This window comes from Streptomyces sp. NPDC005791 (genome assembly GCF_042871485.1).
Taxonomy (GTDB): domain Bacteria; phylum Actinomycetota; class Actinomycetes; order Streptomycetales; family Streptomycetaceae; genus Streptomyces.
The window spans coordinates 51,993-76,659 of the sequence record NZ_JBIAIP010000016.1 but is presented as its reverse complement, the minus strand read 5'-3'; the positions used below and the strand labels follow the sequence as shown (position 1 = coordinate 76,659).

General features: G+C 71.5%; 24 protein-coding genes. 12 read left to right on the top strand and 12 right to left on the bottom strand.

Annotation, left to right across the window (positions count from 1 at the left end; translation table 11 throughout):
- Positions 1-82: 82 nt before the first annotated feature.
- Positions 83-709, bottom strand: coding sequence for a YigZ family protein (locus ACFYSH_RS27650; RefSeq protein ID WP_388756067.1), 627 nt, complete (start codon positions 707-709; stop codon positions 83-85).
- An 82-nt stretch (positions 710-791) separates the two neighbouring features.
- On the opposite strand from ACFYSH_RS27650, the gene ACFYSH_RS27645 reads away from it, so the two are divergent.
- On the top strand, positions 792-1,208 hold the full coding sequence (locus tag ACFYSH_RS27645; protein ID WP_359473407.1) for a CoA-binding protein: 417 nt from the start codon (positions 792-794) through the stop codon (positions 1,206-1,208).
- Between the two features lie 36 nt (positions 1,209-1,244).
- The gene (locus ACFYSH_RS27640) at positions 1,245-2,057 is read left to right on the top strand and encodes an AAC(3) family N-acetyltransferase (protein ID WP_359473405.1); all 813 of its coding nucleotides are present in this window, start codon (positions 1,245-1,247) and stop codon (positions 2,055-2,057) included.
- A 49-nt stretch (positions 2,058-2,106) separates the two neighbouring features.
- Here the strand turns inward: ACFYSH_RS27640 and ACFYSH_RS27635 are convergent, their stop codons facing one another.
- A complete protein-coding gene (locus ACFYSH_RS27635) occupies positions 2,107-2,691 on the bottom strand; it encodes a helix-turn-helix domain-containing protein (protein ID WP_388756064.1) in 585 nt (194 codons plus the stop codon).
- Between the two features lie 109 nt (positions 2,692-2,800).
- Positions 2,801-3,553 carry an acyltransferase gene (locus tag ACFYSH_RS27630; RefSeq protein ID WP_359473399.1) on the bottom strand — a complete coding sequence of 251 codons (753 nt, stop codon included), beginning with the start codon at positions 3,551-3,553 and terminating at the stop codon, positions 2,801-2,803.
- A gap of 147 nt (positions 3,554-3,700) precedes the next feature.
- Between ACFYSH_RS27630 and ACFYSH_RS27625 the strand changes: the two genes are divergently transcribed.
- Entirely contained in the window at positions 3,701-4,234 is a 534-nt protein-coding gene (locus ACFYSH_RS27625; RefSeq protein ID WP_359473396.1) for a gamma carbonic anhydrase family protein, read from the top strand.
- An 81-nt stretch (positions 4,235-4,315) separates the two neighbouring features.
- Here the strand turns inward: ACFYSH_RS27625 and ACFYSH_RS27620 are convergent, their stop codons facing one another.
- Both ACFYSH_RS27620 and ACFYSH_RS27615 read right to left on the bottom strand, forming a co-directional pair.
- Positions 4,316-4,975, bottom strand: a complete 660-nt coding sequence (locus ACFYSH_RS27620) for a DedA family protein (protein WP_359473393.1) — start codon at positions 4,973-4,975, stop codon at positions 4,316-4,318.
- 128 nt (positions 4,976-5,103) lie between these two features.
- Entirely contained in the window at positions 5,104-5,541 is a 438-nt protein-coding gene (locus tag ACFYSH_RS27615; RefSeq protein WP_359473479.1) for a DUF4442 domain-containing protein, read from the bottom strand.
- A gap of 109 nt (positions 5,542-5,650) precedes the next feature.
- Between ACFYSH_RS27615 and ACFYSH_RS27610 the strand changes: the two genes are divergently transcribed.
- Positions 5,651-6,673, top strand: a complete 1,023-nt coding sequence (locus ACFYSH_RS27610) for a hypothetical protein (protein WP_359473390.1) — start codon at positions 5,651-5,653, stop codon at positions 6,671-6,673.
- 67 nt (positions 6,674-6,740) lie between these two features.
- Positions 6,741-8,051, top strand: a complete 1,311-nt coding sequence (locus tag ACFYSH_RS27605) for an MFS transporter (protein WP_359473387.1) — start codon at positions 6,741-6,743, stop codon at positions 8,049-8,051.
- On the opposite strand, the gene ACFYSH_RS27600 is transcribed toward ACFYSH_RS27605, so the two are convergent.
- The 4 genes from ACFYSH_RS27600 to ACFYSH_RS27585 all read right to left on the bottom strand — a co-directional run bounded on the left by ACFYSH_RS27600 (position 8,013) and on the right by ACFYSH_RS27585 (position 11,236).
- Positions 8,013-8,858 carry a spermidine synthase gene (locus tag ACFYSH_RS27600; protein WP_388756059.1) on the bottom strand — a complete coding sequence of 282 codons (846 nt, stop codon included), beginning with the start codon at positions 8,856-8,858 and terminating at the stop codon, positions 8,013-8,015. The genes ACFYSH_RS27605 and ACFYSH_RS27600 overlap by 39 nt on opposite strands.
- Positions 8,859-8,897: 39 nt before the next feature.
- On the bottom strand, positions 8,898-9,749 hold the full coding sequence (locus tag ACFYSH_RS27595) for a patatin-like phospholipase family protein (RefSeq protein WP_359473381.1): 852 nt from the start codon (positions 9,747-9,749) through the stop codon (positions 8,898-8,900).
- Positions 9,750-9,819: 70 nt separating this feature from the next.
- Complete coding sequence (tuf, locus tag ACFYSH_RS27590; RefSeq protein ID WP_359473378.1) at positions 9,820-10,989, bottom strand: elongation factor Tu; 1,170 nt, start codon at positions 10,987-10,989, stop codon at positions 9,820-9,822.
- A 91-nt stretch (positions 10,990-11,080) separates the two neighbouring features.
- Positions 11,081-11,236 carry a hypothetical protein gene (locus ACFYSH_RS27585; protein WP_359473375.1) on the bottom strand — a complete coding sequence of 52 codons (156 nt, stop codon included), beginning with the start codon at positions 11,234-11,236 and terminating at the stop codon, positions 11,081-11,083.
- A gap of 352 nt (positions 11,237-11,588) precedes the next feature.
- Here ACFYSH_RS27585 and ACFYSH_RS27580 point away from each other — a divergent pair, with 352 nt between their 5' ends.
- The 3 genes from ACFYSH_RS27580 (at position 11,589) to ACFYSH_RS27570 (ending at position 14,365) form a co-directional block, all read left to right on the top strand.
- Positions 11,589-12,335 carry a TVP38/TMEM64 family protein gene (locus ACFYSH_RS27580; protein ID WP_359473372.1) on the top strand — a complete coding sequence of 249 codons (747 nt, stop codon included), beginning with the start codon at positions 11,589-11,591 and terminating at the stop codon, positions 12,333-12,335.
- Between the two features lie 171 nt (positions 12,336-12,506).
- On the top strand, positions 12,507-13,379 hold the full coding sequence (locus ACFYSH_RS27575; RefSeq protein WP_359473369.1) for an undecaprenyl-diphosphate phosphatase: 873 nt from the start codon (positions 12,507-12,509) through the stop codon (positions 13,377-13,379).
- 203 nt (positions 13,380-13,582) lie between these two features.
- The gene (locus ACFYSH_RS27570; RefSeq protein WP_359473366.1) at positions 13,583-14,365 is read left to right on the top strand and encodes an SGNH/GDSL hydrolase family protein; all 783 of its coding nucleotides are present in this window, start codon (positions 13,583-13,585) and stop codon (positions 14,363-14,365) included.
- A 2-nt stretch (positions 14,366-14,367) separates the two neighbouring features.
- Here the strand turns inward: ACFYSH_RS27570 and ACFYSH_RS27565 are convergent, their stop codons facing one another.
- On the bottom strand, positions 14,368-18,486 hold the full coding sequence (locus ACFYSH_RS27565; RefSeq protein ID WP_359473363.1) for a bifunctional nitrate reductase/sulfite reductase flavoprotein subunit alpha: 4,119 nt from the start codon (positions 18,484-18,486) through the stop codon (positions 14,368-14,370).
- A gap of 216 nt (positions 18,487-18,702) precedes the next feature.
- Between ACFYSH_RS27565 and ACFYSH_RS27560 the strand changes: the two genes are divergently transcribed.
- From ACFYSH_RS27560 to lnt, 3 genes are all read left to right on the top strand, one after another.
- Complete coding sequence (locus ACFYSH_RS27560; RefSeq protein WP_359473360.1) at positions 18,703-19,566, top strand: universal stress protein; 864 nt, start codon at positions 18,703-18,705, stop codon at positions 19,564-19,566.
- A 77-nt stretch (positions 19,567-19,643) separates the two neighbouring features.
- Positions 19,644-20,111: a nuclear transport factor 2 family protein gene (locus ACFYSH_RS27555; RefSeq protein ID WP_359473357.1), complete on the top strand. Its 468-nt coding sequence runs from the start codon at positions 19,644-19,646 to the stop codon at positions 20,109-20,111.
- Positions 20,112-20,212: 101 nt separating this feature from the next.
- Positions 20,213-21,841, top strand: coding sequence for an apolipoprotein N-acyltransferase (lnt, locus tag ACFYSH_RS27550; protein ID WP_359473354.1), 1,629 nt, complete (start codon positions 20,213-20,215; stop codon positions 21,839-21,841).
- Here lnt and ACFYSH_RS27545 read toward each other — a convergent pair.
- Positions 21,765-22,670 (bottom strand): Gfo/Idh/MocA family oxidoreductase, encoded by a 906-nt coding sequence (locus tag ACFYSH_RS27545; RefSeq protein WP_359473348.1) that lies wholly within the window; start codon positions 22,668-22,670, stop codon positions 21,765-21,767. The genes lnt and ACFYSH_RS27545 overlap by 77 nt on opposite strands.
- A gap of 33 nt (positions 22,671-22,703) precedes the next feature.
- A complete protein-coding gene (locus ACFYSH_RS27540) occupies positions 22,704-23,915 on the bottom strand; it encodes an FAD-dependent monooxygenase (protein ID WP_388756052.1) in 1,212 nt (403 codons plus the stop codon).
- Positions 23,916-23,997: 82 nt separating this feature from the next.
- On the opposite strand from ACFYSH_RS27540, the gene ACFYSH_RS27535 reads away from it, so the two are divergent.
- Entirely contained in the window at positions 23,998-24,633 is a 636-nt protein-coding gene (locus ACFYSH_RS27535) for a TetR family transcriptional regulator (RefSeq protein WP_359473342.1), read from the top strand.
- Positions 24,634-24,667 lie beyond the last annotated feature (34 nt).

The window sequence follows — 24,667 nt, the reverse complement described above, 5'->3', positions numbered from 1 at the left end:
GGTCCGGCTCCCCGCCCACCCCGGGTATCCGCGGCGGGCCCGGCCGCGCTGATGCCGCACGGCCCCTGCTCCCTCATCGGGCTCAGACATCCCCGTACGCCTCGCCGCCCAGTGTGAGCGTCGCGGAACCTGCCGTGGCGTCGGCCAGCCATGCGCTGAAACCGTCGACGTCGGCGTCCGGCAGCCCGATGGCGAACGTCACGGCCTCCGCGTAGGTCACCTCGCGAACGGCCCGCCCGGTGGCGCGCAGGTCGTTCTCCAGCTTGCCCGCCCGCTGGTGGTCGACCGTGACGGTGGCGAGGCGGAACCGGCGGCGGGCGGTGGTGCCGAGCGCGTCGAGCGCTTCGCCGACCGCACCCCCGTACGCCCGGATCAGCCCGCCCGCGCCGAGCTTGACACCGCCGAAATAACGGGTGACGACGGCGGCGGCGTACCGCACCTCCCGGCGCATGAGCATCTGCAGCATGGGGACGCCCGCCGTACCGCCGGGCTCGCCGTCGTCACTCGCCTTCTGTACGGAGGCGTCAGCGCCGATGACGTAGGCGAAGCAGTTGTGGTTGGCGGTGGGGTGCTCCTTGCGGATGCGCGCGATGAACTCCTGCGCCTCCCGCTCGGTGGCGGCGGGGGCGAGCGCGCAGAGGAAGCGCGATCGGCTGACCTCGGTCTCGTGCACGCCCGCGCGGGCGACTGTCCGGTACTGCTCCTGCATCGGTCCACCCTATGTGCCGTTCCGGCCGGGTCTTCCCATCGCCCGTCGGGAATGGTCCGGCGGGGCCGTCCGTTGTCCGGGCATGTACGCAGACGATGAGACGGTTCGCAGGATCCTCCAGGAGACGGGGGACACCTGGGCGGTGGTCGGCCTGTCCGCCAACCGCTCCCGCGCGGCCTACGGGGTGGCAGAGGTCCTCAAGCGCTTCGGCAAGAAGGTGGTGCCCGTCCACCCCAAGACGGAGACGGTCCACGGCGAACAGGGATACGCCTCGCTGGCGGACATCCCCTTCCCCGTCGACGTGGTGGATGTCTTCGTCAACAGCGACCTGGCGGGCGGTGTCGCCGACGAGGCGGTGGCGGTCGGCGCGAAGGCGGTCTGGTTCCAGCTGGGTGTGATCGACGAGGGGGCGTACGAGCGCACGCGCGCGGCGGGCCTGGCCATGGTGATGGACCGCTGCCCGGCGATCGAGATACCCCGCCTGGAGTCCCGCGGCTGACGGGCGGGGTGTCGCCGAATGCTACCGGCCGGGAGAATGTCCGCTGTGCCCCAGCCCCTCCACCGCGGCGGTGAACGCGCCGCCACCCAGCTGTACGAGCTCGGCGTGCGGCGGGGCGGTGTGCTGCTGGTGCACGCCTCGATGCGCTCCGTGGGCGGGGACGCGGACAGCATGGCCGCCGCCTTGCGTGCGGCTCTGGGCCCGGAGGGAACGGTGGTCGTCCCTGCCTTCACCCCGGAGAATTCCGACACTTCGCGCTCCTACCTGCAGCGGGTCCGCGGTCTGGGCGTGGAGGCCCGTGCGGCGGTGCGTGCGGCGATGCCCGCGTTCGACCCGGCGGTCACTCCCGCACCCACGATGGGCGCGCTCGCCGAGGCGGTGCGGCGGGCTCCGGGCGCGCTGCGGAGCACCCATCCTCAGACCTCGTTCGCCGCGCTCGGACCGGCGGCCGGGCAGCTCCTCGCCGGCCACCGCCGGGACTGCCATCTGGGCGAGGAGTCCCCGCTCGCCAGGCTGTACGAGGCCGACGCTCAGGTCCTGCTCCTGGGCACGGGCTTCGACAGCTGCACGGCGTTCCACCTCGCGGAGTACCGCCGCCCCGGTCCGCCCCGCCGTCTCTACCGCTGTGTGGTGGCCGCGGAAGGCACGGGCGGACTCTGGTGGGAGTACGAGGACATCGCTCTGGACGACAGTGACTTCGCCGCCCTCGGGGACGACTTCGTGCGCGCGCGAGCCGATGCGGTGGGCACCGGCGGGGTGGGGGCGGCCCGAAGCCGACTGTTCCCCCTCCGCGCGGCCGTCGACTTCGCGGCACAATGGCTGCAGGACCATCGGGCCGACGGCTGCTGAGTACGCCGCTCCCCGGCCGCCGAAGGTGTCCGGGCAGCGCGCGACCCGCTCACCTGCCTTCCCGGCGGACCGGCGGAATCGACACCACCATGGTCAGATCGGTGGGCTCGCTGCCGTCGTTGCGGTAGCTGTGCGGCACATGGGCCTCGAAGGCCGCCGAGGTGCCGGCGGGCACCGTGTGGGCCTCGCCGTCCACGACGAGAGTCAGCGCACCCGCCGTGACGTGGAGGAGTTCCACCGTCCCTTCGGGGTGCGGATCCGACGCGCTGCTGTCGCCTGGCATCAGATGCCAGGACCAGAGCTCGACCGGCCCTCCGGCCTCCGTGCCCACCAGCAGGGTGCTCGCGCTGCCGGCCTCCGTCGACCACATGCGCACCGCCTGGATCTCGGGCACCAGCCGCACATGGGGCCCCTGCTCGTGGTCGAGCAGGGTGGTGATGCTGATGCCCAAGGCGTCGGCTAGCTTGACGGTGGTACCGACGCTCGGGTTCGTACGCGCCTGCTCGATCTGGATGATCATGCCGCGGCTGACCCCCGCTCGGGCCGCGAGAGTGTCAAGGGTGAAACCGCGCTCGCCTCGCCAGCGCTTGAGGTTACGCGCGAGCGCCTGGGTGAGCTGATCGAGGTCAGACACGTTCCGTCCATCATTCTGGATGCCAGAGTCGAAAGTACTGCACCGAGGAGCGGCCCACCCACCCGATCGACGCACTGTACTGCGAGGCGCCCCCGTAGGAATGCCCCGGTCAGGTGCCCTCGGCCGCGTCCTCCAGCAGCAGCGCCACGGCGGCCAGCTGCTCGGGTGTGACCCCGTCGGGGATCGGCACCGGGGCGGGCGTACGAAGCGGCGGCTGCCAGCCCTGGTCCGGGTCCCAGCTCCGCACCACCCGGGCGGGCGCCCCCGCCACCACCGCGTGATCGGGGACCTCTCCGCGGACGACGGCTCCTGCCGCGACCACCACGTTGCGGCCGAGCCTGGCCCCCGGAAGGATCACCGCTCCGGTGCCGATCCAGCATCCGGGGCCGATCACGACCGGCTCCATGCGCGGCCATTGCTTGCCGACCGGCTCGTGAGGATCGTCGTAACTGTGGTTGGTGGAGGTGATGTAGACGTACGGCCCGCAGTAGGTGTCCGAGCCGATCGACACGGTGGTGTCGGCGATGACATGGCTGCCCCGGCCCAGCACCACACCGTCGCCCAAGGTCAGGACGGTCTCGGTGCCCAGGTCAAGATCGGGCATCAGTCCCGCCGTGAGCGTCACCTGTTCACCGATGATGCAGTGGTCGCCCAGTTCGATCCACGGCTCCCCGAAGACCGTGCCCTGCGGGAAGGCGAGCCGCGTTCCCGTACCGATACGGCCGAAACGCAGCCGTCCGGGGTGCTGCGCGGTGACCGCTCCGGTCTCCTGCACCCAGGCCCAGACGCGATGGACGGCGCGGGACGTCACACCACGCCGCCGGATGGCCAGGGTGGAGAGCAAGTTCCGGTTCTTCGGCACCCGTTCACGGTAGTCGGCCCGGCCGGAGCGGATCCGTGCGACGAGCTGTGATGTTCACCCCACCCGTCCGGTACCCGGGCCCGTCCATTACGGTTCGTGCGGAGCAAGGGGCGCCGAGCGCACCACACCCCAGCGGAGGAGCAGGCGATGGCAGAGCGGGCATTGGTCACCGGTATCGGTGGCAAGGAACCGGACATCGACCCGGACGCCTTCCTCGCGCCGACCTCCGTCGTCGTCGGCGAGGTGTCGATGGCCGCGGGCTCCAGCATCTGGTACCACGCCGTGCTGCGCGGCGACGGCGGCCCGATCTCCCTCGGTGCCCAGAGCAACATCCAGGACAACTGCAGCGTGCACACCGACCCCGGCTTCCCGATGACCGTGGGCGCCAGGGTCTCCGTCGGTCACAACGCCGTCCTGCACGGCTGTGTCATCGAGGACGACGTCCTGGTCGGCATGGGCGCCACGGTGCTCAACGGCGCGCACATCGGCGCGGGTTCACTGATCGCGGCGCAGGCCCTCGTACCGCAGGGAATGCGTGTGCCGCCGGGCTCGCTCGTCGCCGGCGTCCCCGCCAAGGTCAAGCGGGAGCTGACCGCCGAGGAGCGTGAGGGCATCGCCCTCAACGCGGCCGGTTACGTGGAGCTGGCGAAGGCCCACCGTGAGGCGCACCAGCAGGGCTGATCCCACCGCACGGCCGGCCCCTGACCAGGGCTCGCCCCCGGCGAGGGCTGATCCCTCCGCACGGCCAGGGTCCGCGCCGGGTCAGTCGGCCGGGACCGCCTCCGGCTCGGGCGCCGCCACGGACCGGCCCGCCTGCTCCGCGGCCTTCTTGGCACGGTTCTTCAGCACCAGCATGGAGACCACACCGATCAGCACGGCCGCCAGCAGCCCCAGCCACGAGAAGCGCTTGAGCCAGGCCTCGGCGACGACCCCCACCGAGTAGACGACCGCGGTGGTGCCTCCGGCCCAGACGATTCCACCGAGCACATTGGCGATCAGAAACTTCCAGTACGGCATGCGCAGGACACCGGCCAGCGGCCCCGCGAAGATGCGCAGCAGGGCGACGAATCGGCCGAAGAAGACCGCCCACACGCCCCACTTCTCGAACGACCGCTCCGCCATGGCGATCTGTGGTTCCCCGAAGTGCTTGGGGAACTTCCCGCCGCACCAGGCGAGCAGCGGGCGACCTCCCTTGCGGCCGATGGCGTAACCGATCGAGTCACCGATGATCGCCCCGGCCGACGCGCAGGCGCCGAGCACCACGGGGTCGATGTCGCCGTGCTGGGAGGCGAGGAGCGCCGAACTCACGAGGATGATCTCGCCGGGCAGCGGAATACCCAGACTCTCGAGTCCGATGACGACCCCCACCAGGAGGTAAATGCTGACCGCGGGGACGGTCTCGAGCCACTCCTGGACGTGCAACGCGGGTCCTTCCCGTAAGAGATCTGCAGCCGTGCACCACGGGTGGTGCACGGCGGGCAGCCTACCGGGCCGGACGGCCGTGACAGCGACCGCCGCCCCCGGACCGGGGGCGCGCGGTCGGGACGCGGTCAGCGGTTCGGACGCAGCGTCCAGATCACGTTCATCTCGCTGGTGACTGCACCGTCCGCGCGCCGGATCTCGACGCTCACAGGGAATTCCGGACGCCTCCCCTCGTCCAGTTCGGCGACGACCTCGACTGCCGGGCGGCCCAGCACGGCGGTCGCGGTGAGGGCTCCCATGGCCACCTTCTTGAAGGCCATCTCCGTGGTGACGGGCAGCGGTACGGCCCTGGACATCTGGTCGCCGAACGCGGCGACGACGATCGCGCCGCTCGCCGACTCGGCGAGCGTGAACATCGCTCCGGCATGGGGGCCGCCGAGGTGGTTGCGGTACTCGTCCCGGTCGGGGAGCGAGAGGACGGCGCGCTCCGCGGTCGTCTCCAGGTAGGTGATGCCGAGGGTCCGGACCATCGGGACGCTCGCGGACAGGATGTCGCCGACTGTCATCTCTTCAGTACTCATGACGGCGATGTTACTAGCGGGTAGCGCATGTTGACCATCCCCTCACAGGGGTGCCCGTAGCAGAGGCTGCCCCGCACCTCTATGGTTACTGGCCATGTGGCCAGGACAGCAGCCGCCCGGGGGCGAGCAGAACCCGCAGGACCAGAACCAGAACCCGTACCAGCAGCCGGGGTACCAACAGCCGAACCCCTACCAGCAGCCGGGATACCAGCAGCAGGGCCAGCAGGGGTACCCGCAGCCGAACCCGTACCAGCAGCCCACCGTGCCGCAGTACGCCGTACCCGGCGGGCCGGGCGGCCCGCAGCCGGACAAGAAGAAGACGACGCTCGTCGCCGTCCTCGCGGCCACCGCGGTCGTCATCGCGGCGGTCGTCACCGGTGTCGTCGTCATGAACAAGGACGACGACGAGGGCGGCTCCGAGGTGGCCGACGGCAAGGCGTCCCCGTCGGCGAAGACGTCCGACGCGGCGTCCACACCCGCGGCGAACCCACGGGGCGGCGAGGACGCCGCCCCGACGGTTCCGGGCTGGAAGGTCGTGACCAATCCCAAGTGGGGCACGCAGTTCGACGTGCCCGGCGACTGGGAGGTGGCGAGCACCGGTGTGATCTCAGGTTTCGAGGACGCGAAGGATCCCACGGGTCCGCCGGTGGTCGGCTTCTCCGCGCCCGCGCACTACAAGAGCAAGTGGTGCGTCGACGACACGGACAAGGACGGCTCCAAGGAGGACACCGGCCTCGCCGGTGTCGGTACCAAGGGCGGCCAGGGCGCCAAGAACACGGACGAGGCTGCCACGAACGAGGCGGGCAACTGGGTGTGGGCCGCCTACGCGCAGGAGGACCCGAAGGAGAAGCTCAAGATCGGCAAGCCCAAGCCGTACACGACCAAGTCCGGCCTCTCGGGCAGCGTCGTCACGGCCACCGCCACCGGTCTGGCCAAGAAGAACAAGTGCGACACCGACGGCAAGTCGATCGCGTTCAGCTTCAAGAACGCCAAGGACGAGTACTCGTCCTGGATCCTCTACGCCAACGCCGGTGTCGACGACGAACTCCCGGACGCCACCATCCAGAAGATACTCAGCACGGTACGTCTGACGGAGGGCGCGGAGACCGCGTCCTGAGCCTCCGGCCCACCCGGCCCGGTCCACCCGTTTGGCGGGAGGGGGCGGATGCGGGGATAGTCCCTTGGTGACTTCCGCCGACTCCTCGCCCTCTCCGGCCCCGCCGTCCGCGCCGGCAGGCCGCAACTTCGGTCTGCTGACCGCCGCCGCGATCATCACGAGCCTGGGCACCAACGGTGCGCTGATCGCGGCGGCCTTCGCGGTTCTCGAGTCGGGCGGCGACAGCGGCGACGTCGGTCTGGTCGCCGCCGCGCGTACGGCGCCGCTGGTGCTCTTCCTGCTGATCGGCGGCGCGGTCGCGGACCGGCTGCCGCGTCATCGGGTGATGGTGGCCGCGAACACGCTCAACTGTGTCTCGCAGGCGGTGTTCGCCTGGCTGGTACTCACCGGGGGCGCCGAACTGTGGCAGATGATGCTGCTGACGGCGCTCTGCGGCACCGGGCAGGCCTTCTTCGGTCCGGCGGCCGAGGGCATGCTGATGTCCAGCGTCACCGGTGAACAGGCAGCCCGTGCCTTCGCCTTCTTCCGGATGTCGATGCACGGCGCGGCCATCGGCGGCGCCGCACTCGGCGGCGCCATGATCGCGGCCATGGACCCGGGATGGGTGCTGGCGGTCGACGCGGCGGCGTTCGCGGTCGCCGGGGTGCTGCGGGCCTTCCTGAACGTGAGCCACATTCCCGCGCGCGCACCGGGCGGCGGACTGCTCGCCGATCTCCGGGAGGGCTGGCAGGAGGTCGCCGGGCGCCCCTGGCTGTGGGCCGTCGTGCTGCAGTTCTCCGTGGTCGTGGCCGTCGTCGGTGCCGCCGAGGCGGTGTACGGGCCGCTGGTGGCGCGGGACGAGCTCGGAGGCGCCCGCCCCTGGGGATTCGCCCTCGCGGCCTTCGGGGTCGGCACGCTGGGCGGGGCGCTGCTGATGATGCGGTGGAAACCGCGGCGGCTGCTGCTGGCCGGGACGCTGTGCGTGTTCCCGCTCGCCCTGCCGTCAGCTGGGCTCGCGATCCCGCTGCCGGTGACCGGCCTCTGCGCGGTGATGTTCCTGACGGGGGTCGCCATCGAGGTGTTCGGTGTGTCCTGGATGACGGCCCTGCACCAGGAGATACCGGAGGAGAAGCTGTCCCGGGTCGCGGCCTACGACTGGTTCGGCTCGGTCGCCATGGTGCCGCTGGCCACGGCTGCGGCCGGCCCGGTGGAGACGCTGGTCGGCCGCAGTGAGGCCCTGTGGGGCTGTGCCGCGCTGATCGTGCTGGTGACGGCGGGCGTGCTGCTTGTCCCGGACGTACGGAATCTGACCCGCCGCAGCACCGTGAAGGAGGTCGGCGTCCCCGCGCGGGCGAGGGAGTCAGCCGATGCTGAAGGCGCCGTCGGGGGGCTCGGGTGAGGCCACGGCCTCACTGTCCCGCACCGGCTTCGCACCACCGATGAGCCGGGTGAGCGCCGCACCGTACTCGACCCGCGCGGGAAACGCGTCGGCGGCGCACAGCCTGGCGAGCGGCGCGAGATCGAGGGTGCCCCGGGAGGCGAGCAGCACGGCGTTGCCGAACCGCCGACCGCGCAGGACGGCCGGTTCGGCGATGAGCGCCAGCTCATCGAACACTTCGGCGAAGTTGGCCAGTTGTGCGCGCAGGAAGGTGAACGGAGCGCTGTCGGCCAGGTTGGCCGCGTAGACGCCGTCCTTCCGCAGCACCCGTCCGGCGGCCCGCGCGTACTCGACGGAGGTGAGGTGCGCCGGTACGCGTGAGCCACCGAAGACGTCGGCGATCAGGAGGTCCGCGGAACCTTCCGGCGCCTCCTCGATCCACTCCCGCGCATCGGTGCCGTGCACGGTCACGCCGGCCCCCTCGGGCAGCGGCAGATGTTCGCCCACCAGGTCGACGAGCCCCCGGTCCGCCTCGGCCACGTCCTGCCGTGACCCCGGCCGGGTCGCCGCGACGTAGCGGGGCAACGTGAGTGCGCCACCCCCGAGATGCACCACGTCCAGCGGCGTCCCCGGCGCGCCGGCCCGGTCCACGACGTGGCCGAGCCGGCGTACGTACTCGAATTCGAGGTGCTCCGGTGCGTCGAGATCGACGTACGACTGCGGGGCGCCGTCGACCGTGAGCAGCCAGGCCCGGTCCCGGTCGACGTCGGGCAGCAGCCTGGCGGTACCGCAATCGGTGTCCCGGATGACGGGTATCGGCTCGTGCACTCCCTCATTGTGCCGGGCGCCGGGGGCTCTTCCCGCCGGTCAGCCGTTCCACACCGCGGCGACCGCTTCGGTGTGCGCGGCGGACTGGGCGAGCCCGGCCCGGGCTGCCGCGGCCCGTCGTGCGGGGTCCAGGGAGTTACGGCCGATGGCCCTGCGGGTGTCGGCGTCCGGTGTGATGACCTCGACTCGCGCCCCGGCGGCCTCCAGTTCGGCGGCTTGTGCGCGGGGCGAGACGATCACTTTGTTGCCACTGGCGGTGGGGGCGATCACGACGACGCGTTCGTAACCGGCGGCCAGATGGGCGTTGGCCGGGGAGTGCACGCCCCCGTCGATCCAGTTCCCTCCGTCGGCGCCGACGACGGGCCAGACGGCTGGAACGGCGCAGCTGGCGGTGACGGCGTCCGCGAGCGTGACCGTGCCCGTCCGGTCGAAGGTGTGCAGCGCGCCGGTGTCCGCGTCCACGGCGGTGACCAGCAGTTTCCGTTCGGGCCATTCCGACGACGGAAGCAGACTCGCGATCATCTCGCGCCGTTCGTCCGCGGTCGCACCGGGCCGGCTGTTCAGGGCCAGGGCTCCCAGCTTCCGGCCGTACTCGTCGGGCGTACGGGAGGAGAGCACCGCTCTCGCGTAACGCAGGACGGTGACGGGGCCGAGCCGGCCGGTCGGCCCCTTCTCATCCTCCGGGGCGGCCAGTTGCCGCGCGTAGAGGTCGCCGACGCCGGCAGGTCCGAAGGCGAGTTGCGTCCCGACGATGGCGCCGGCCGAACTCCCGACGATCAGGTCGGCGGTGGAGAGGTCGACGCCCGCCTTGGCGAGTCCGTGCAGGACGCCGGTTTCCCAGGCGGTGCCGGTGACGCCTCCGGCACCCAGTACGAGAGCTGTGTCTGCCATGGGCCCAGTCTGCCGCAGAAGGTGCGGCCCGCCCTCCCGGGGGCGGGGAAGGCGGGCCGCGTCGGTGCCGTCAGAGCAGGCCGGTGACCGTACCGGCGCCGACCGTGCGTCCGCCCTCGCGGATCGCGAAGCCGAGACCGGACTCCAGCGGGACGTCACGGCCGAGCTCGACGGTCATGGTGACCGTGTCCCCGGGCCGTGCCACCACCGCCTCGCCGAGGTCGACGTCCCCGACGACATCCGCCGTACGGATGTAGAACTGCGGCCGGTAGCCCGTGGTGACCGGCGTGGTCCGGCCCCCTTCCCCGGCCGACAGGACGTACACCTGCGCGGTGAAGCGCCGGCTCGGAGTGACGCTGCCGGGCGCCGCCACCACATGGCCGCGACGGACCCGGTCGCGCTCGACCCCACGCAGCAACAGCGCGACGTTGTCTCCGGCCTCCGCGGACTCCATCGGCTTCCCGAAGGTCTCCAGGCCGGTGACGACCGTCTCCACCTCCGCGCCGAGCACCGACACCCGGTCCCCGACACGCACCGTGCCGCGTTCCACGGCTCCGGTGACGACGGTGCCGCGGCCCGTGATGGTGAGCACGTTCTCCACGGACAGGAGGAACGGCGCGTCGGTGTAACGCACCGGCATCGGTACGTACGTGTCGACGGCGTCCAGCAGCCCCTCGATGGACGCCGTCCAGCGTGGGTCTCCCTGGAGCGCACCGAGCCCCGACACCCGCACGACGGGCACGGTGTCCCCGCCGTAACCGTGCGCGGAGAGCAGTTCGCGGACCTCCAGCTCGACCAGGTCGGTGAGTTCGGGGTCGCCCGCGTCGGCCTTGTTGAGGGCGACGACGATGTGGTCGACGCCGACCTGACGGGCCAGCAGGACGTGCTCCGCGGTCTGCGGCATGATGCCGTCGAGTGCGGAGACCACGAGGATCGCCCCGTCGAGCTGGGCCGCTCCGGTGACCATGTTCTTGATGTAGTCGGCGTGTCCGGGCATGTCGACGTGCGCGTAGTGCCGCGTGTCGGTCTCGTACTCGACGTGCGAGATGTTGATGGTGATGCCGCGCTGCGCCTCCTCCGGGGCCCGGTCGATCCGGTCGAACGGCACGAAGGTGCCGGTCCCGCGGTCGCTGAGCACCTTGGTGATGGCGGCGGTCAGGGTGGTCTTGCCGTGGTCGACGTGGCCCATGGTGCCGATGTTGAGGTGGGGCTTGGTGCGCACGTATGCCGTCTTGGGCATGGCTCGTTCCTTGGTTCTCGAAGCTGAAGAGAAGACCCCAGGGCCCCGCCGACCCTCCCCTTGCGGGGTCCGCCGGACTGTCGGGGGAGGGTCAGCTTCGGGCGCCGCCGAAGGGCGCTGCGGCAGCGGCGAACGCTGCGTCGGTTGCTGCTGCGACTGCTGCGGTGCGCGCGGCCGCGAGGCTCACGGCAGCCTTCGGCGCGTCCGCGACTGCGGACTGCGCTGCGAGGAAGGCGTACCGGAACATGCCCTGATCATGGCGGAGTGGCGGCACGGCGTCGAATGGTTTTCACGCCGTCCGAACCCGCCTGCCGCGCGGCGCTGTGGAGGGAACCCGTGGATCCGACGGCGCGTCACACGCTGGAGCGATCGTCGGAAGATCGCAGCGCGAGGGGGAACGGGGGCTGTTGTCGTCACCTCGGTGGACTTCCGGGGTCCGCGCGGCGACTGACTGCGGCCTGGGGCGACCGCGCCTTGTTCCGGGCCGGCCGGGCCGCCGGGGTCACCGCCCGGACGGACCGGGGTGCGTGACGAGTGACTCGTCGTCCGCCGCCCGCACGCTACGGCGATCACACACCTGTTTCGGTTACGCTCCCCAAATGTTCGACCCCGTCCCCGCAACACGGCCCTCCACCGGCCTAGCAGTGCGCTGTACGAGGGCGCTGCTCTCCCCCTGGTCCCGGTTTTCCCTGCTCGTGGCGGTCCTCGTGGCTGCCGCCACCACGATGCTGCTGTTCGAACCACAGCGGTTGCTGGCCTCCGGCTGGCCACCGCAACTCACGGGTTCCACCGCCGCGATGCTGTTCGGACTCGCGTACGGCGTGTGTACCGTGGCTTTTGTGCCGCGCCCGCTGCTCAATCTGGCCGCCGGTGCGCTGTTCGGTGCCCAGGCCGGGCTCGCGGCGGCGCTGGCCGGTACCGTCCTTGGTGCCGGTGTCTCCTTCCTGCTCGGCAGGGTGCTCGGTCAGGACGCGCTCCGGACACTGTTGCGCGGCAAGTACCTGAAGGCTGCGGACGGGCTGCTGAGCCGGCACGGGTTCCGGTCCATGCTGGCGCTGCGGCTCTTCCCCGGGGTGCCGTTCGCCGCGGCCAACTACTGTGCGGCGACCTCCCGCATGGGATACCCCCCGTTCCTGCTGGCCACGGGGCTCGGCTCGATCCCGAACACGGCCGCGTACGTCATCGCGGGCAGTACGGCCTCCTCACCGACGTCGCCGGTGTTCCTGGCAGCGATGGGTTTCATCGTGCTGTCCGGCGCGGGAGCGGCGCTGGTGGCCTGGCGCCGGCGGCACCGACTGGCGGGCACGGACGGCGCGGCGTCCCAGGAGGCGGACGGCGCGGCATAGGCAGGGGCAGGCGGAAGTCTGTTCACCTGCAGGCGATACGCTGCGCGCGACCGACAGAGGATGTCCGGGGCCGTGGCGTCCCGTCCCCCTTTCTGACCGCATCCGCACGCCGCCGACGGCCTTCGCGTCCGTCGGCCGTTGCATGAGTACCTCCGGGATGGCCTAAGCCCCATGAGCTGGTTCGAATCATTCGTCCTGGGCCTCGTTCAGGGACTGACCGAGTTCCTGCCGATCTCCTCCAGCGCGCATCTGCGGCTGACCGCGGCATTCGCGGGCTGGCACGACCCGGGAGCGGCGTTCACCGCGATCACACAGATCGGCACGGAGACCGCGGTCCTCATCTACTTCCGCAAGGACATCGCCCGGATCATCTCGGCCTGGTCCCGGTCGCTGACCAATTCCTCGATGCGAGGCGATCACGACGCCCAGATGGGCTGGCTGGTCATCATCGGCTCGATTCCCATCGGTGTACTCGGCATCACGCTCAAGGACCAGATCGAGGGTCCGTTCCGTGATCTGCGTCTGATCGCGACCACGCTGATCGTGCTGGGCATCGTCCTCGGCATCGCGGACCGGCTCGCGGCCCGTGACGAGACCGGCGGCAAGCACCGGGCGATCAAGGAGCGCAAGTCACTGAAGGAACTGGGTGTCAGGGACGGTCTGATCTTCGGCTTCTGCCAGGCGATGGCCCTGATCCCGGGTGTCTCCCGCTCGGGGGCGACGATCAGCGGTGGCCTGCTCATGGGCTACACCCGTGAGGCGGCGGCCCGCTACTCCTTCCTGCTGGCGATTCCGGCGGTGCTGGCCTCGGGGGCGTACGAGCTGAAGGACGCGGGCGAGGGGCACGTCTCCTGGGGGCCGACCATCTTCGCGACGATCATCGCGTTCGTGGTCGGCTACGCGGTCATCGCGTGGTTCATGAAGTTCATCACGACGAAGAGCTTCATGCCGTTCGTCATCTACCGCGTCGTTCTGGGCATCGTGCTGTTCGTCCTGATCGCAGCCGGTGTGCTGAGCCCGCACGCGGGCGAGTCCGCCGGCTGAGAAGGGCGACGGGTGACGAACCCGTCCGGGCCCCGCCCGCAATCGTCGGTGCCGGTCGCGGGCGGGAGTCATCCGGATCCGCCGTCGGTCATTTCGCCGATGACGCCGGGGCCCGGGGGCGGGAAGTTGGGCGTGGGCACGGCGGCCGGCATCGCGCGGCAGCCGTGCGACTGCGTCTTCGCTCCCCACACCTCGGAGGACCCATGCCCTTGTCCCGCACGGCCGGAGCCGCCCTCACGGCCCTCGCGCTCGCCTCGGTGACCATGTCCACGGCGGCAGCCACGACGGGAGCCGCCGAGGTGAACTACGTGGCCCTCGGTGACTCGTACGCCTCCGGTACCGGCGCCGGTGACTACTCCGACCTCGCGTGCACGCGGAGCCGCAACGCCTATCCCGCGCTCTGGGCCGATGCCAACGACCCGGCCTCGTTCACCTTCGCCGCGTGCGGCGGTGCGAAGATCCCCGACGTGCTCGGCGACCAGGTGGGCGAACTGGACGGGGACACCACCCTGGTGAGCCTGAGCATCGGAGGCAACGACTCCGGGTTCGCCTCGACCATGCTCAGCTGTCAGTACTCCACACAGTCGGCGTGCCGGCGGGCCCTGGACACCGCCGGGGAGTACGTCGTGAACGAGCTGCCGGGCGAGCTGGACAGTCTCTACGCGACCGTCCGCGCCCGCGCGCCCCACGCCGAGGTCGTCGTCGTCGGATACCCGCACCTCTACAAGGAGGGTGGCCTCTGCCTCGACGGTCTCAGCTCCGCCAAGCGCACGGCCGTCAACCAGGGTTCGGACCTGCTCAACGAGACGATCGCGGAACGCGCGGAGGCTGCCGGGTTCACGTTCGCGGACGGCCGGCCCGCCTTCGCCGGGCACGAGATCTGCACGAGCGACGCATGGATCAGCAGCTCGAACGTCCACCCGACGTCAGAGGGCCACGAGTCCGCGTATCTCCCGGCCTTCACCGCGGCCGTGTCGGGGAGCTGAGCTCAGTACACGTCGCGCACGTACCGCTTGTCGGCGGCGAGCTGCTTGACGTACGCGGCGGCGGCATCCTCCTGGAGTCCGCCGTGCGCCACGGCGATGTCCCGCAGTGCCCTGTCCACGTCCTTCGCCATCCGGGAGGCATCGCCGCAGACGTAGAAGTGGGCACCGTCCTGGAGCCAGGACCACAGCTGGGCGCCGTGCTCCCGCATCCGGTCCTGGACGTAGATCTTGGCCCGCTGGTCGCGGGAGAAGGCGGTGTCCAGCCGGGTCAGGGTGGAGTCCCGGTGCAGCGAGTCGAGTTCGTCCCGGTAGTAGAAGTCGGTGGCCCTTCGCTGCTCGCCGAAGAACAGCCAGTTCGGGGCGCGGTGGCCGAGGGCGCGCCGTTCGTCCAGGAATCCGACGAAGGGTGCGACTCCGGTGCCGGGGCCGACCATCACCATCGGGGTGGCGGGGTCCGTCGGCGGACGGAAGTGCGGGGCGCGCTGGACGAATACGGGGACGGGGCTGCCCGGTTCCGCGTCGGCGAGGAAGGTGGAGGCCACGCCCTTGCGGACGACTCCGTGCCGGTTCTCGTAGCGGACGACGGAGACGGTGAGACGCACGAGGCCGGGGTCGGTGAGCGGGCTGGAGGATATGGAGTAGAGCCTCGGCCGGAGACGTGTGAGGGCCCCGGCCCACTCGGCGGCGGTGGCCCGGGCGGAGTGTTCGGCGATGACGTCGACGGCCTGCCGGCCCCAGGTCCACTGCGCGAGTTCGCCCTTGTTGTCCGGGCGCAGCAGTTTCTTGAGCGTGCGGTCGTGGGTGCGTTCGGCGACCAGGCGCAGCAGCCCGGGTGTGATCCGGGTGATGTCCAGGTGGCGGTGCAGAGCCTCCCCCAGCGGCACGGAACCGAAGCCTGACACGTCGACGGGGTCCTCGGGATCCAGTCCGGTGACGGCGAGCCATTCCTCCACGAGTCCCGTGCAGTTGAGCGCTTCCACGCCGAGTGCGTCGCCCGCGTCGTAGGTGAGCGGTACGGGGCTGTCCTGCGTGTCGAAGGTGAACTGGCGCACTTCCTTGGTGGCACCGGGGAGGCTGAGCAGGGTGTTGCCCACGAGACGCCCGGTCGCCGTCCTGGTGGAGCGGGCCGGTGAGGAAGGGGCCGTGCGGGAGGCGGGAGCTGTGGGGGAGGCAGGGGCGGGCGCGGTGCCCAGTGCGGCGAACACCGCGTCCAGCCACTGCCCGGCCGGCTCCTCGTAGTCCGGTTCGCAGTCCGTACGGGGGACGAGCCGCACGGCGCCCAGCTCACCGAAGCGTTCGTCGAGCCGTCTGCCGTGCCCGCAGAAGTCGTCGTATGAGGAGTCCCCGAGGGCGAGTACGGCGTAGCGCACGCCTTCCATCCGGGGCGTGTCGGGCGCGTTGAGCGAGTCCCAGAAGCCGGAGCCGTTGTCCGGGGCGTCACCGTCGCCGAAGGTGCTCGTGACGATCAGCAGATCGGCTGTGCCCGGGAGGCTCGCCAGGGGGCTGTCGTCCATCCCGAGGAGGGTGGCCTGCCGTCCTTCGGCGCTCAGCCGACGGGCCGTGGCGGCGGCGACCTCCTCGGCGTTCCCGGTCTGCGACGCCCACAGGACCATGATCTGCCGGCCGGATCCGTCCTCGGGTTTCTGCGCCCTCCCGACGGGCTCCGCTCCGGCGTCGCCGGACGCACGGGAGAACAGACCGGCCAGCACCCCGTTGACCCACAAGGCGTGGTCCGGGTCGAACGGCGCGTGCACCGGCAGGACGGGGGTGCCCTCGGCCTGCGTCCCGAGTCCCGCGAGGAAACCGGAAAGGTAGCGTCGCTCGTGAGTGGCCAGGACGGGCGGAGCGGTGTCGGCGATCCCGAACACTCCGGCGAGGGCGGCGGCGCGGGAGCCGGCGGGCACCGCGGTGGGTGCCGGTACGACGGCGGCGACCTTCACCAGTGTCACGGCGCAGATCTTGTATCCGGGCTGGAAGGACACCGGGTCGACCGCGTCGTCGGTGACGGCGTTGACGCTGAGGTACTCGCCGAAGAGGTCGTTCCAGTGGAACGGTGCGAAGCAGTTCCCGGGCCGCACCCGTTCGGTCACCACGGCCGGCAGTACGGCCCGGCCACGCCGGGAGGCTACCTCGACCGAGTCGCCCTCCCCGATCGAGAGGGCCGCCGCGTCCTGCGGGTTGATTTCGACGAAGGGGCCGGGGTTCAGCCTGTTGAGCTTGGCGATCTTCCCGGTTTTCGTCAGGGTGTGCCACTGGTGCTGCAGACGGCCCGTGTTGAGCACGAAAGGGAAGTCCTCGTCGGGCATCTCGGCCGCGGGCATGTGCGGGCGGGCATGGAACACCGCCCGCCCGCTCGCCGTGGGGAAGGACAGCCGGGGCACGCTCCCGTCGGGGCGCACGGTCAGGGTCTGGCTGACGCCGTCGTTGAGGTAGCGGACCGGGTTGCGGTCCGGTCCGTCCGGGGCGGCGCTGGGCCACTGGACGGGCGTCCGGCGCAGCCGCTCGTAAGTGACTCCCCGCAGGTCGTATCCGGTCCTCGGGTTGTGGGCCCGCTTGATCTCCTCGAAGATCTCTTCGGCGCTGCCGTAGCCGAAGGCTTCCTCGTACCCCATCTCGCAGGCTGTCCGCGCGATGATCCGCCAGTCCGGCCAGGCCTCCCCCGGCGGATCGGCGGCCTGTCCGCCGAGCGTGAGGTTCCGCTCCGAGTTGACCATGACGCCCTCGGCCTCGCCCCACAGGGCGGCGGGCAGGGCGACGTCGGCGTACGCGTTGGTCTCGGTGTCGGCGAACACGTCCTGGGTGACGACGAACTCCGCCGCTTCGAGCCCCTCGATGACGGTCCGGCGGTTGGCCACGGACGCCACCGGGTTGGTGCAGATGATCCAGCAGGCCTTGATACCGCCGTCAGCCATGCGCCGGAACATGTCGACGGTCCCGGTGCCCTCCGTGTCCGTACGCAGGGTGCCGGGGGCGATGCCCCAGAGCTGTTCGGCGTGGGCCCGGTCGTCGTCGGACTGCAGGCTGCGCTGGCCGGGCAGGCCCGGGCCCATGTAGCCCATCTCGCGGCCGCCCATGGCGTTGGGCTGGCCGGTGAGCGAGAAGGGACCGCTGCCGGGGCGGCAGATCGCTCCGGTGGCCAGGTGCAGATTGATCAGGGCGTTGGAGTTCCAGGTGCCGTGGGTGCTCTGGTTGAGGCCCATGGTCCAGCAGCTCATCCACTCGCCCGCCTCTCCGATCCAGCGGGCGGCCCGGCGGATGTCCGCCTCCGGTATGCCGGTGGTCTCCGCGACCACGGCGGGGGCGTAGTCCCGCAGGAAGGCGGGCATCGCGTCCCAGCCCTCGGTGTGCTCGGCGATGAACTCCGGGTCGGTGTGGCCGTTCTCGACGAGGAGGTGCATGAGGCCGTTGAGCAGAGCCAGGTCCGTGCCCGGGCGTATCTGCAGGAACAGATCGGCCTTGTCGGCGGTGGCGTTGCGCCGGGGGTCGACCACGACGAGTCTGGCGCCGGCCTTCACGCGCTCCATGAGCCGGAGGAAGAGGATGGGATGGCAGTCCGCCATGTTCGAGCCGATGACGAGGAAGGTGTCGGCGTGCTCGAAGTCCTCGTACGAGCCTGGCGGGCCGTCGGCACCCAGGGAGAGCTTGTAGCCGCTGCCCGCACTGGCCATGCAGAGCCGGGAGTTGGACTCGATCCAACTGGTGCGGACGAAGCCCTTGGCCAGCTTGTTGGCGAGGTACTGCGCCTCCAGCGTCATCTGCCCGGAGACGTACAGGGCGAACGCGTCGGGCCCGTGCTCGTCGACGATCGCGCGCAGCCGGCGCGCGGTCTCCTTGACCGCGGCGTCCATCGGCAGCGGCGCGGGCTCCTCGCTGCGGTCGGCCCGTACCAGTGCCGTCGTCAGCCTGCCGGGGGCGGCGAGCATCTCGGCGCTCGTCGCGCCCTTGGTGCAGAGCCGCCCGCGGTTCGCCGGGTGCGTCCTGTCGCCCGTGGCCTTCAGGACGGTACGCCGCCCGTCAGCGCCTTCGCCGATGTCGAGGACCATGCCGCAGCCGACACCGCAGTACGAGCAGACCGTCCGGACCTGGGCGGGGGTGTCCGGCTGCGGGTTCGGCTCGGTCATGGGCGGCCTCTCATGGTGCGCTGATATCGCGAAGGTACGAAAGGTGCGTTTCGCAGGTGTCACGGCGGACGATCAAGCGTGGTTACGTCCGCTGCACAGTCGTCCCCGTACGCCGGTGAGGCCCGCCGGGCCGCTCCTCCGTGAGCGGGCGATAATCGCGAGTCGGGGCTGCCCCGCCCCGAGATCCGCTGATGCCCGCACTGCCTGGGAGGATTCATGACCGCCGACGACCTTCCCGTGATCGCCGCCGTGGACGGTTCCGCGCACGGTTGGGAGGCGCTCGACTGGGCCGTGGACGAAGCCGCGCGCCGCGGCCTGCCGCTGCTGATCGTGCGCGTCCGTCCGCCCACCGGGCGGGCCGGGGAGGAAGCGGGGCTGCGGGAGGCCGAGGAACTGCTCGCACAGGCCGAACTGCGGGCCTCCCGGCTCGCCTCCGGCCTGCCCACCTCGACGCTTGCGCCGCTGGACTTCCCCTCGGCTGCACTCGTCTCGCTCAGCCGTGACGCCTCGATGGTCGTGGTCGGGTCGCGCGGTCTCGGTGGATTCCGCTCGCTGATGGTCGGATCCAACAGTCTGGCCACCGCGTCGATGGCGCGGTGTCCGGTCGTCGTCGTCCACACCGGCCGGTCGGACGAGAGCGAGGCGGAGACGGCGGATTCCCTCCCGGACGTCGTCGCGGGGGTCGCCGCTGACGAGAGCAGTGGGGCGGTCCTCGATTTCGCCTTCGAAGCCGCCGTCTCCAGGCCGGGCGCACGGCTACGGCTTGTGCACGGGTGGACGATGTTCTCGTCGATGCTGTCCGGCGGCCCCCTCTTCGACAGCGAGGCCGCGGCGGACTCCGCCGAGCGGACCCTGGCCGAACTCACCGCGGGCCGGCGTGAGAGGTATCCGCAGGTGGACGTCGTCCGCGAACCTGTCCGGGGCTCGGCGTCGCGCACCCTGGTCACGGCGTCGGCCACCTCCGCGCTGACCGTGATCGGACGGCGTAAGGGCGGCGAGTCGCTCGGGCTCGGCCTTTCCCCCGTCGCGCAGACGACGGTGACGCACGCACTCGGCCCGGTGGCCGTCGTCCCCACCTGACGCCCCAGCCCGGGGCCGTGGCCACGGGGCGAGCGCGGCCCCTTGGCGTGCGGGGTCCGACAGCCGAGACTTGGGCGATGACACAGCGCGTGGCTCTCGCGACGGTGATGGACCGGCTCTCCATCGATGCAGTGATCACCGATTACGCCGTGGCGCTGGAGGACGGCGCCTGGGCGGACTACGGCGCCCTGTTCACCCCCGACGGGCGCGCCGACTACCGCCAGGCGGGTGGCGCCGAGGGGGCGGCCACCGAGGCCGCGCGGTGGCTGGCGGAGAGTCTGCGGCTCTCCCCCGCCCGCCAGCATCTGATCGTCAACCGGCGCCTGGACCTCCAGGACCTGGGCGGTTATCCCGGCGACCGGGCGCGGGTGCGGGCCGACTACCTCAGCTCTACGGGCCCGGAAGCATGGGACGGGGAGTCCGCCCCGGCCCTGGTCACCGGCGGCCGGTACGCCTTCGAGCTGCTGCGTAGGGAACCGGGCTGGCGGATCCGGACCGTCACGGCGCACCGGAAGTGGGGGTACGCGCCCGGGGCCGCCGGCTGATCCGCGGCCGGTGCGACGCCCGCCGCCGCACGCCCCCCTGTGCGCTGCTGATCTTCTGCACCACACTGGGATCAAGCGCTGGACGGTCGAGGAGGAGGCGCATGCCGATGCGGAGCGGGTGGCTTCCGGCCGGGCGGGCCTCCGAGGGCGGTGCACGTCCGTTCGGGCGGCTGCTGCGTTCCGGTGCCGGGCGCGGTGCAGCGGCTCTGTGCGCGGGCGCGCTGCCCGCCCTCGCGTATCCCGCGCCCTCGCTCTGGTGGTTCGCCTACGTCGCCCTGGTGCCCTGGATGCTGCTGATCCGGTCGGCCGGCACGGGCCGCCGCGCGGCGGTCGACGGCTGGCTCGGCGGTACGGGCTTCGTCCTGGCCGTGCACCACTGGCTGATGCCGAGCCTCCATGTGTTCATCCTGCTGCTGGCCGCCCTGCTGGGACTGCTGTGGGCTCCCTGGGGCCTGCTCGTGGCCCGGCTCCTCGGCGGCTCGCCTTCCGCCCTGCGGTCCGTGGCCGCTGTGGCCGTGGTGCCCTCCGGGTGGCTGATGATCGAACTGGTCCGCTCCTGGGAAGGACTCGGCGGCCCCTGGGGCCTGCTGGGCGCCAGTCAGTGGGACGTCCCGCCGGCGCTGCGCGTCGCCTCGGTGGGCGGCGTATGGCTGGTCAGTCTCGGTGTGGTGGCCGCGAACACCGTGGCCGCGCTGCTGATCGCCGTACCGGCGGCCCGCAGGGCCGCGGCGGTGTGCCTGGTGGCCGGGGCCCTGGGCGTGGTCGCGACAGCGCTCTGGGCGCCGCGGCCCGAGGAGACCGGTACGGCTCGGATCGCCGTCGTGCAGCCGGGGCTGATCGAGGGCCCCGGCAGCATCGACCGCCGCTTCACGCGCGGCGAGGAGCTGACCCGCAGCCTGGTCGGCCGGGACGTGGACCTGGTGGTGTGGGGCGAGAGCAGTGTGGCCGTGGACCTGTCCCGGAGCCAGGAGACGGCGGACCGCGTCGCGGCGTTGTCCCGTCTGGTCGGGGCCGATGTGCTGGTCAACATGGACGCCCGGCGCACGGACGGCCCTGAGCGTGCCGGGATCTTCAAGTCCGCGGTGCTGGTGGGACCGGACGGCCCGACCGGGGACCGCTACGACAAGATGCGCCTGGTGCCGTTCGGGGAGTACGTCCCGGCCCGTGCGCTGCTCGGCTGGGCGACCTCGGTGGGCAAGGCGGCGGGCGAGGACCGGCTGCGTGGCAGCCGACCCGTGGTGATGGACGTGCGGGACGGCCTGCGGGTGGGACCGCTGGTGTGCTTCGAGACCGCGTTCCCGGACATGAGCCGGCAGTTGACAAAGGACGGGGCCCAACTGCTGGTCGCCCAGTCGTCGACGTCGACGTTCCAGCACAGCTGGGCCCCCGAGCAGCACGCCTCGCTGGGTGCGCTGCGGGCGGCCGAGTCGGGCCGCCCGATGGTGCACGCCACGCTCACGGGTGTGAGCGCGGCGTACGGCCCGCGGGGCGAACGCCTGGGAGCACCGCTGGGTACGGACGTCAGCGGGACCGCCGTGTACGACGTACCGCTCGCCCGGGGCACCACGCTCTATGTCCGGTGGGGTGCCTGGCCCGTGTACGGCGCACTCGTGGTGCTGGCCGTCTTCCTCGGAGTGGCGGGACGACGATCCCTCAGGACGCCTGCTCCGATGCGTCCAGGACGACCCTCTCGCACAGCCGGTGGGTCTCCAGGGCGTCCTGGGCGCTGAGCACCTTCCCTTCTCGCACCGCGTCGAGGAAGGAGAGCACGCTCTGTTCGATGCCGCGCTGACGGGCCACCGGCACCCAGTCGCCGCGCCTTCGCAGGGTCGGCTGCCCCTTGTGGTCGATGACGTCCGAGAGGTTGATGATCTGCCGCTTGGTGTCCTGGCCCGAGACCTCGAGGATCTCCTCCGTGGACCCGTTGAGCCGGTTCATCATGCCGATGGCGGTGAATCCGTCCCCGGACAGCTGAAGCACCACGTGGTGCATGAGCCCCTCGGCGATCCGTGCCCGCACGACGACACCGGACACGGGACCGGGGACCAGGAAGCGCAGGGTGTCGACGACATGGATGAAGTCGTCGAGCACCATGGTGCGGGGGTCCTCCGGCAGGCCCACCCTGTTCTTCTGCATGAGGATCAGCTCGCGTGGGTGATCGGCGCATCCGGCGTACGACGGGGCGAGCCTGCGGTTGAAGCCCACCGCGAGTGAGACACCGCGGTCCCCGGCGAGGGCCACCAGCCGCTCGGACTCGGCGAGTTCGTAACTGAGCGGCTTGTCGACATAGGTGGGGACGCCCGCTTCGAGCAGCCGCCCGACGATCTCCGCGTGCGCGGCGGTCGGTGCGTGCACGAAGGCCGCGTCGAGCCCTCGGTCCAGGAGCGACCCGAGATCCTCGTGGCACTGCGCCGCGGGGATCCGGTGGGCCCCGGCGACAGCCGCCAGTGTGGCCGGGGTGCGGGTCTGCAGATGCGGTTCGACACCGGGCAGGGCCGTCAGTACCGGCAGATACGCCTTCTGCGCGATGTCGCCGAGCCCGATGCAGCCGACCTTCACGAGGTTCTCCCTGTCGCTTCGACCAGGGCCTTGTCACGGTTGTGTCGTCTGCCCCTGCCTGGTCACGGCAGCATACGTGCGCTGCGGCGGCTGCCAGTCGCAGATGCCGTCGAACGTCCGCAGGACGAGGCCCGGACCGAAGCGGGAGACGGTGGACATCAGCCCGTTCCTGAGGGCGACGGCCGGCGCACTGGTCAGCCCCGTCATCCGGGAGACCTGCGCCGCCTTGCGCACCATGGCAGTCGTACGAGGATGCCTGGCAGCGCTGTAGGCGGCCACTCCCGCTCCCAGGTCACCGTCCGGCATGACGTGGTGGGCGAGTACGACGCCGTCCTCGACCGCCTGGTTACCACCCTGCCCCAGGAAGGGCACCATGGCGTGCGCGGAGTCGCCCACGAGCACCGTACGGCCCCGGTGGAAGGACGGCAGCGGATCGGCGAGGTGATACACGTCGTGGCGCAGGACCTGATCCGGCTCCACGGCGTCGATGATCGCGGGGATCGGGTCGTGCCAGTCGCCGTACCGGCGTACCAACTCCGCCTTCTCGTCGTCGGCGGCCCGGGCACCGGCCGGGACGGCGGCCGCGGCGTAGGCGTAGACCCCGCCGTCCTTCAGTGGGTGGCTGCCCCACAGGGCGCCGCGGCCCCAGGTCTCGTGCGAGCTGAAGGCGTGGCCCACTGCGTGGGCGAGGACCCGCCAGGTGGTGAATCCGCTGTACGCGGGGCCGGGGTGGCGTGGGAAGAGCGCGGTGCGCACGGCTGAGCCGATGCCGTCGGCACCGACCACCAGATCGGCCTCGATGTCACCGTCGTCCGTTCCGACGAGGGCCGGGCTCCCGCCCGCATGGCCGGGATCCACCAGCCGCGCCGGTGTGCCGGTGCGCACGGCGTCCTCGGGGAGCCGTGCCCGGAGCAGGTCGATGAGCGCCGAGCGGCGCAGCAGGACGAGCGGCCCGCCGAACCGTTCGGCCGCGGCGGCACTGTCCGTGCGGGCGAGCCAGCGCCCGGAGGGTGTACGCATGCCGCCGTCGCCCTGCCAGGCCGCGAGAGACCTGACCTCGTCACCGATCCCGATGACGTCGAGGGCACGCTGGGAGTTGGGGGCGAGGCTGATGCCGGCGCCGATGGGTTCCAGTGAGGGGGCACGCTCGAGCACCGTGACCTGCCACCCGGTCCGGTGCAGCGCCGCTGCGGCGGTGAGCCCGCCGATGCCGCTGCCGATGACCACCGCTCGGGACGTCGTCATGTCCGACTCCTCCTTGGAACTACATCTGTAGTCAACAAGGTCCACCGTACTACAGATGTAGTGCGGACGGTAGGTTGGTTCCATGCCCACTCGTGCAACGCCCCTAGGCGCCGCCCCGGCCGACGGTGCCCGGCCGGCCGCCTCCTCCCGAGCCGACCTGATCGCCGACGCCGCGCTCTCCCTTCTCGCCGAACGAGGGATGAGGGGCCTCACCCATCGAGCGGTGGACGAGCGGGCCGGGCTCCCCCAGGGTTCGACCTCCAACCACGCCCGCACCAGACAGGCACTGCTGGAAGCCGCGGTACGTCGGCTCGCCGAGCGGGAGGCGCGGGTGCTCGCGCCCGGGGAACTGCTCACGGGCGGCGATCCGGCCGGTGCCGCCGCAGGGCTGGCGCACGCGCTGCACCGCTATCTGACCGGCGGCACCGAACTCCTGGTCTGCCGCTACGAACTGGCACTGGAGGCCGGCCGACGCCCCGGTCTCCGCGCCTTCTACGACGACGCGGGCCGGCGGTTCCGCGAGCCGCTGGTGGCTCTGATGACCGTGGCGGGATCGGCCGAACCCGAGCGCCACGCGCTGTCCGTCGTGGCCTGGGCGGAGGGAATGATGTTCGCGTGCGCCGTGGGTTCCTACCACCGGGCCGTGCCGACCGAGGAGGAGCTGCGCAGGGGCTGCACCGAACTACTGCGAGGGATGCTCGGTACGCAGGCCGGTTGAGCGATGGCGCCACCGGTCATCACTGCGCGAGAAT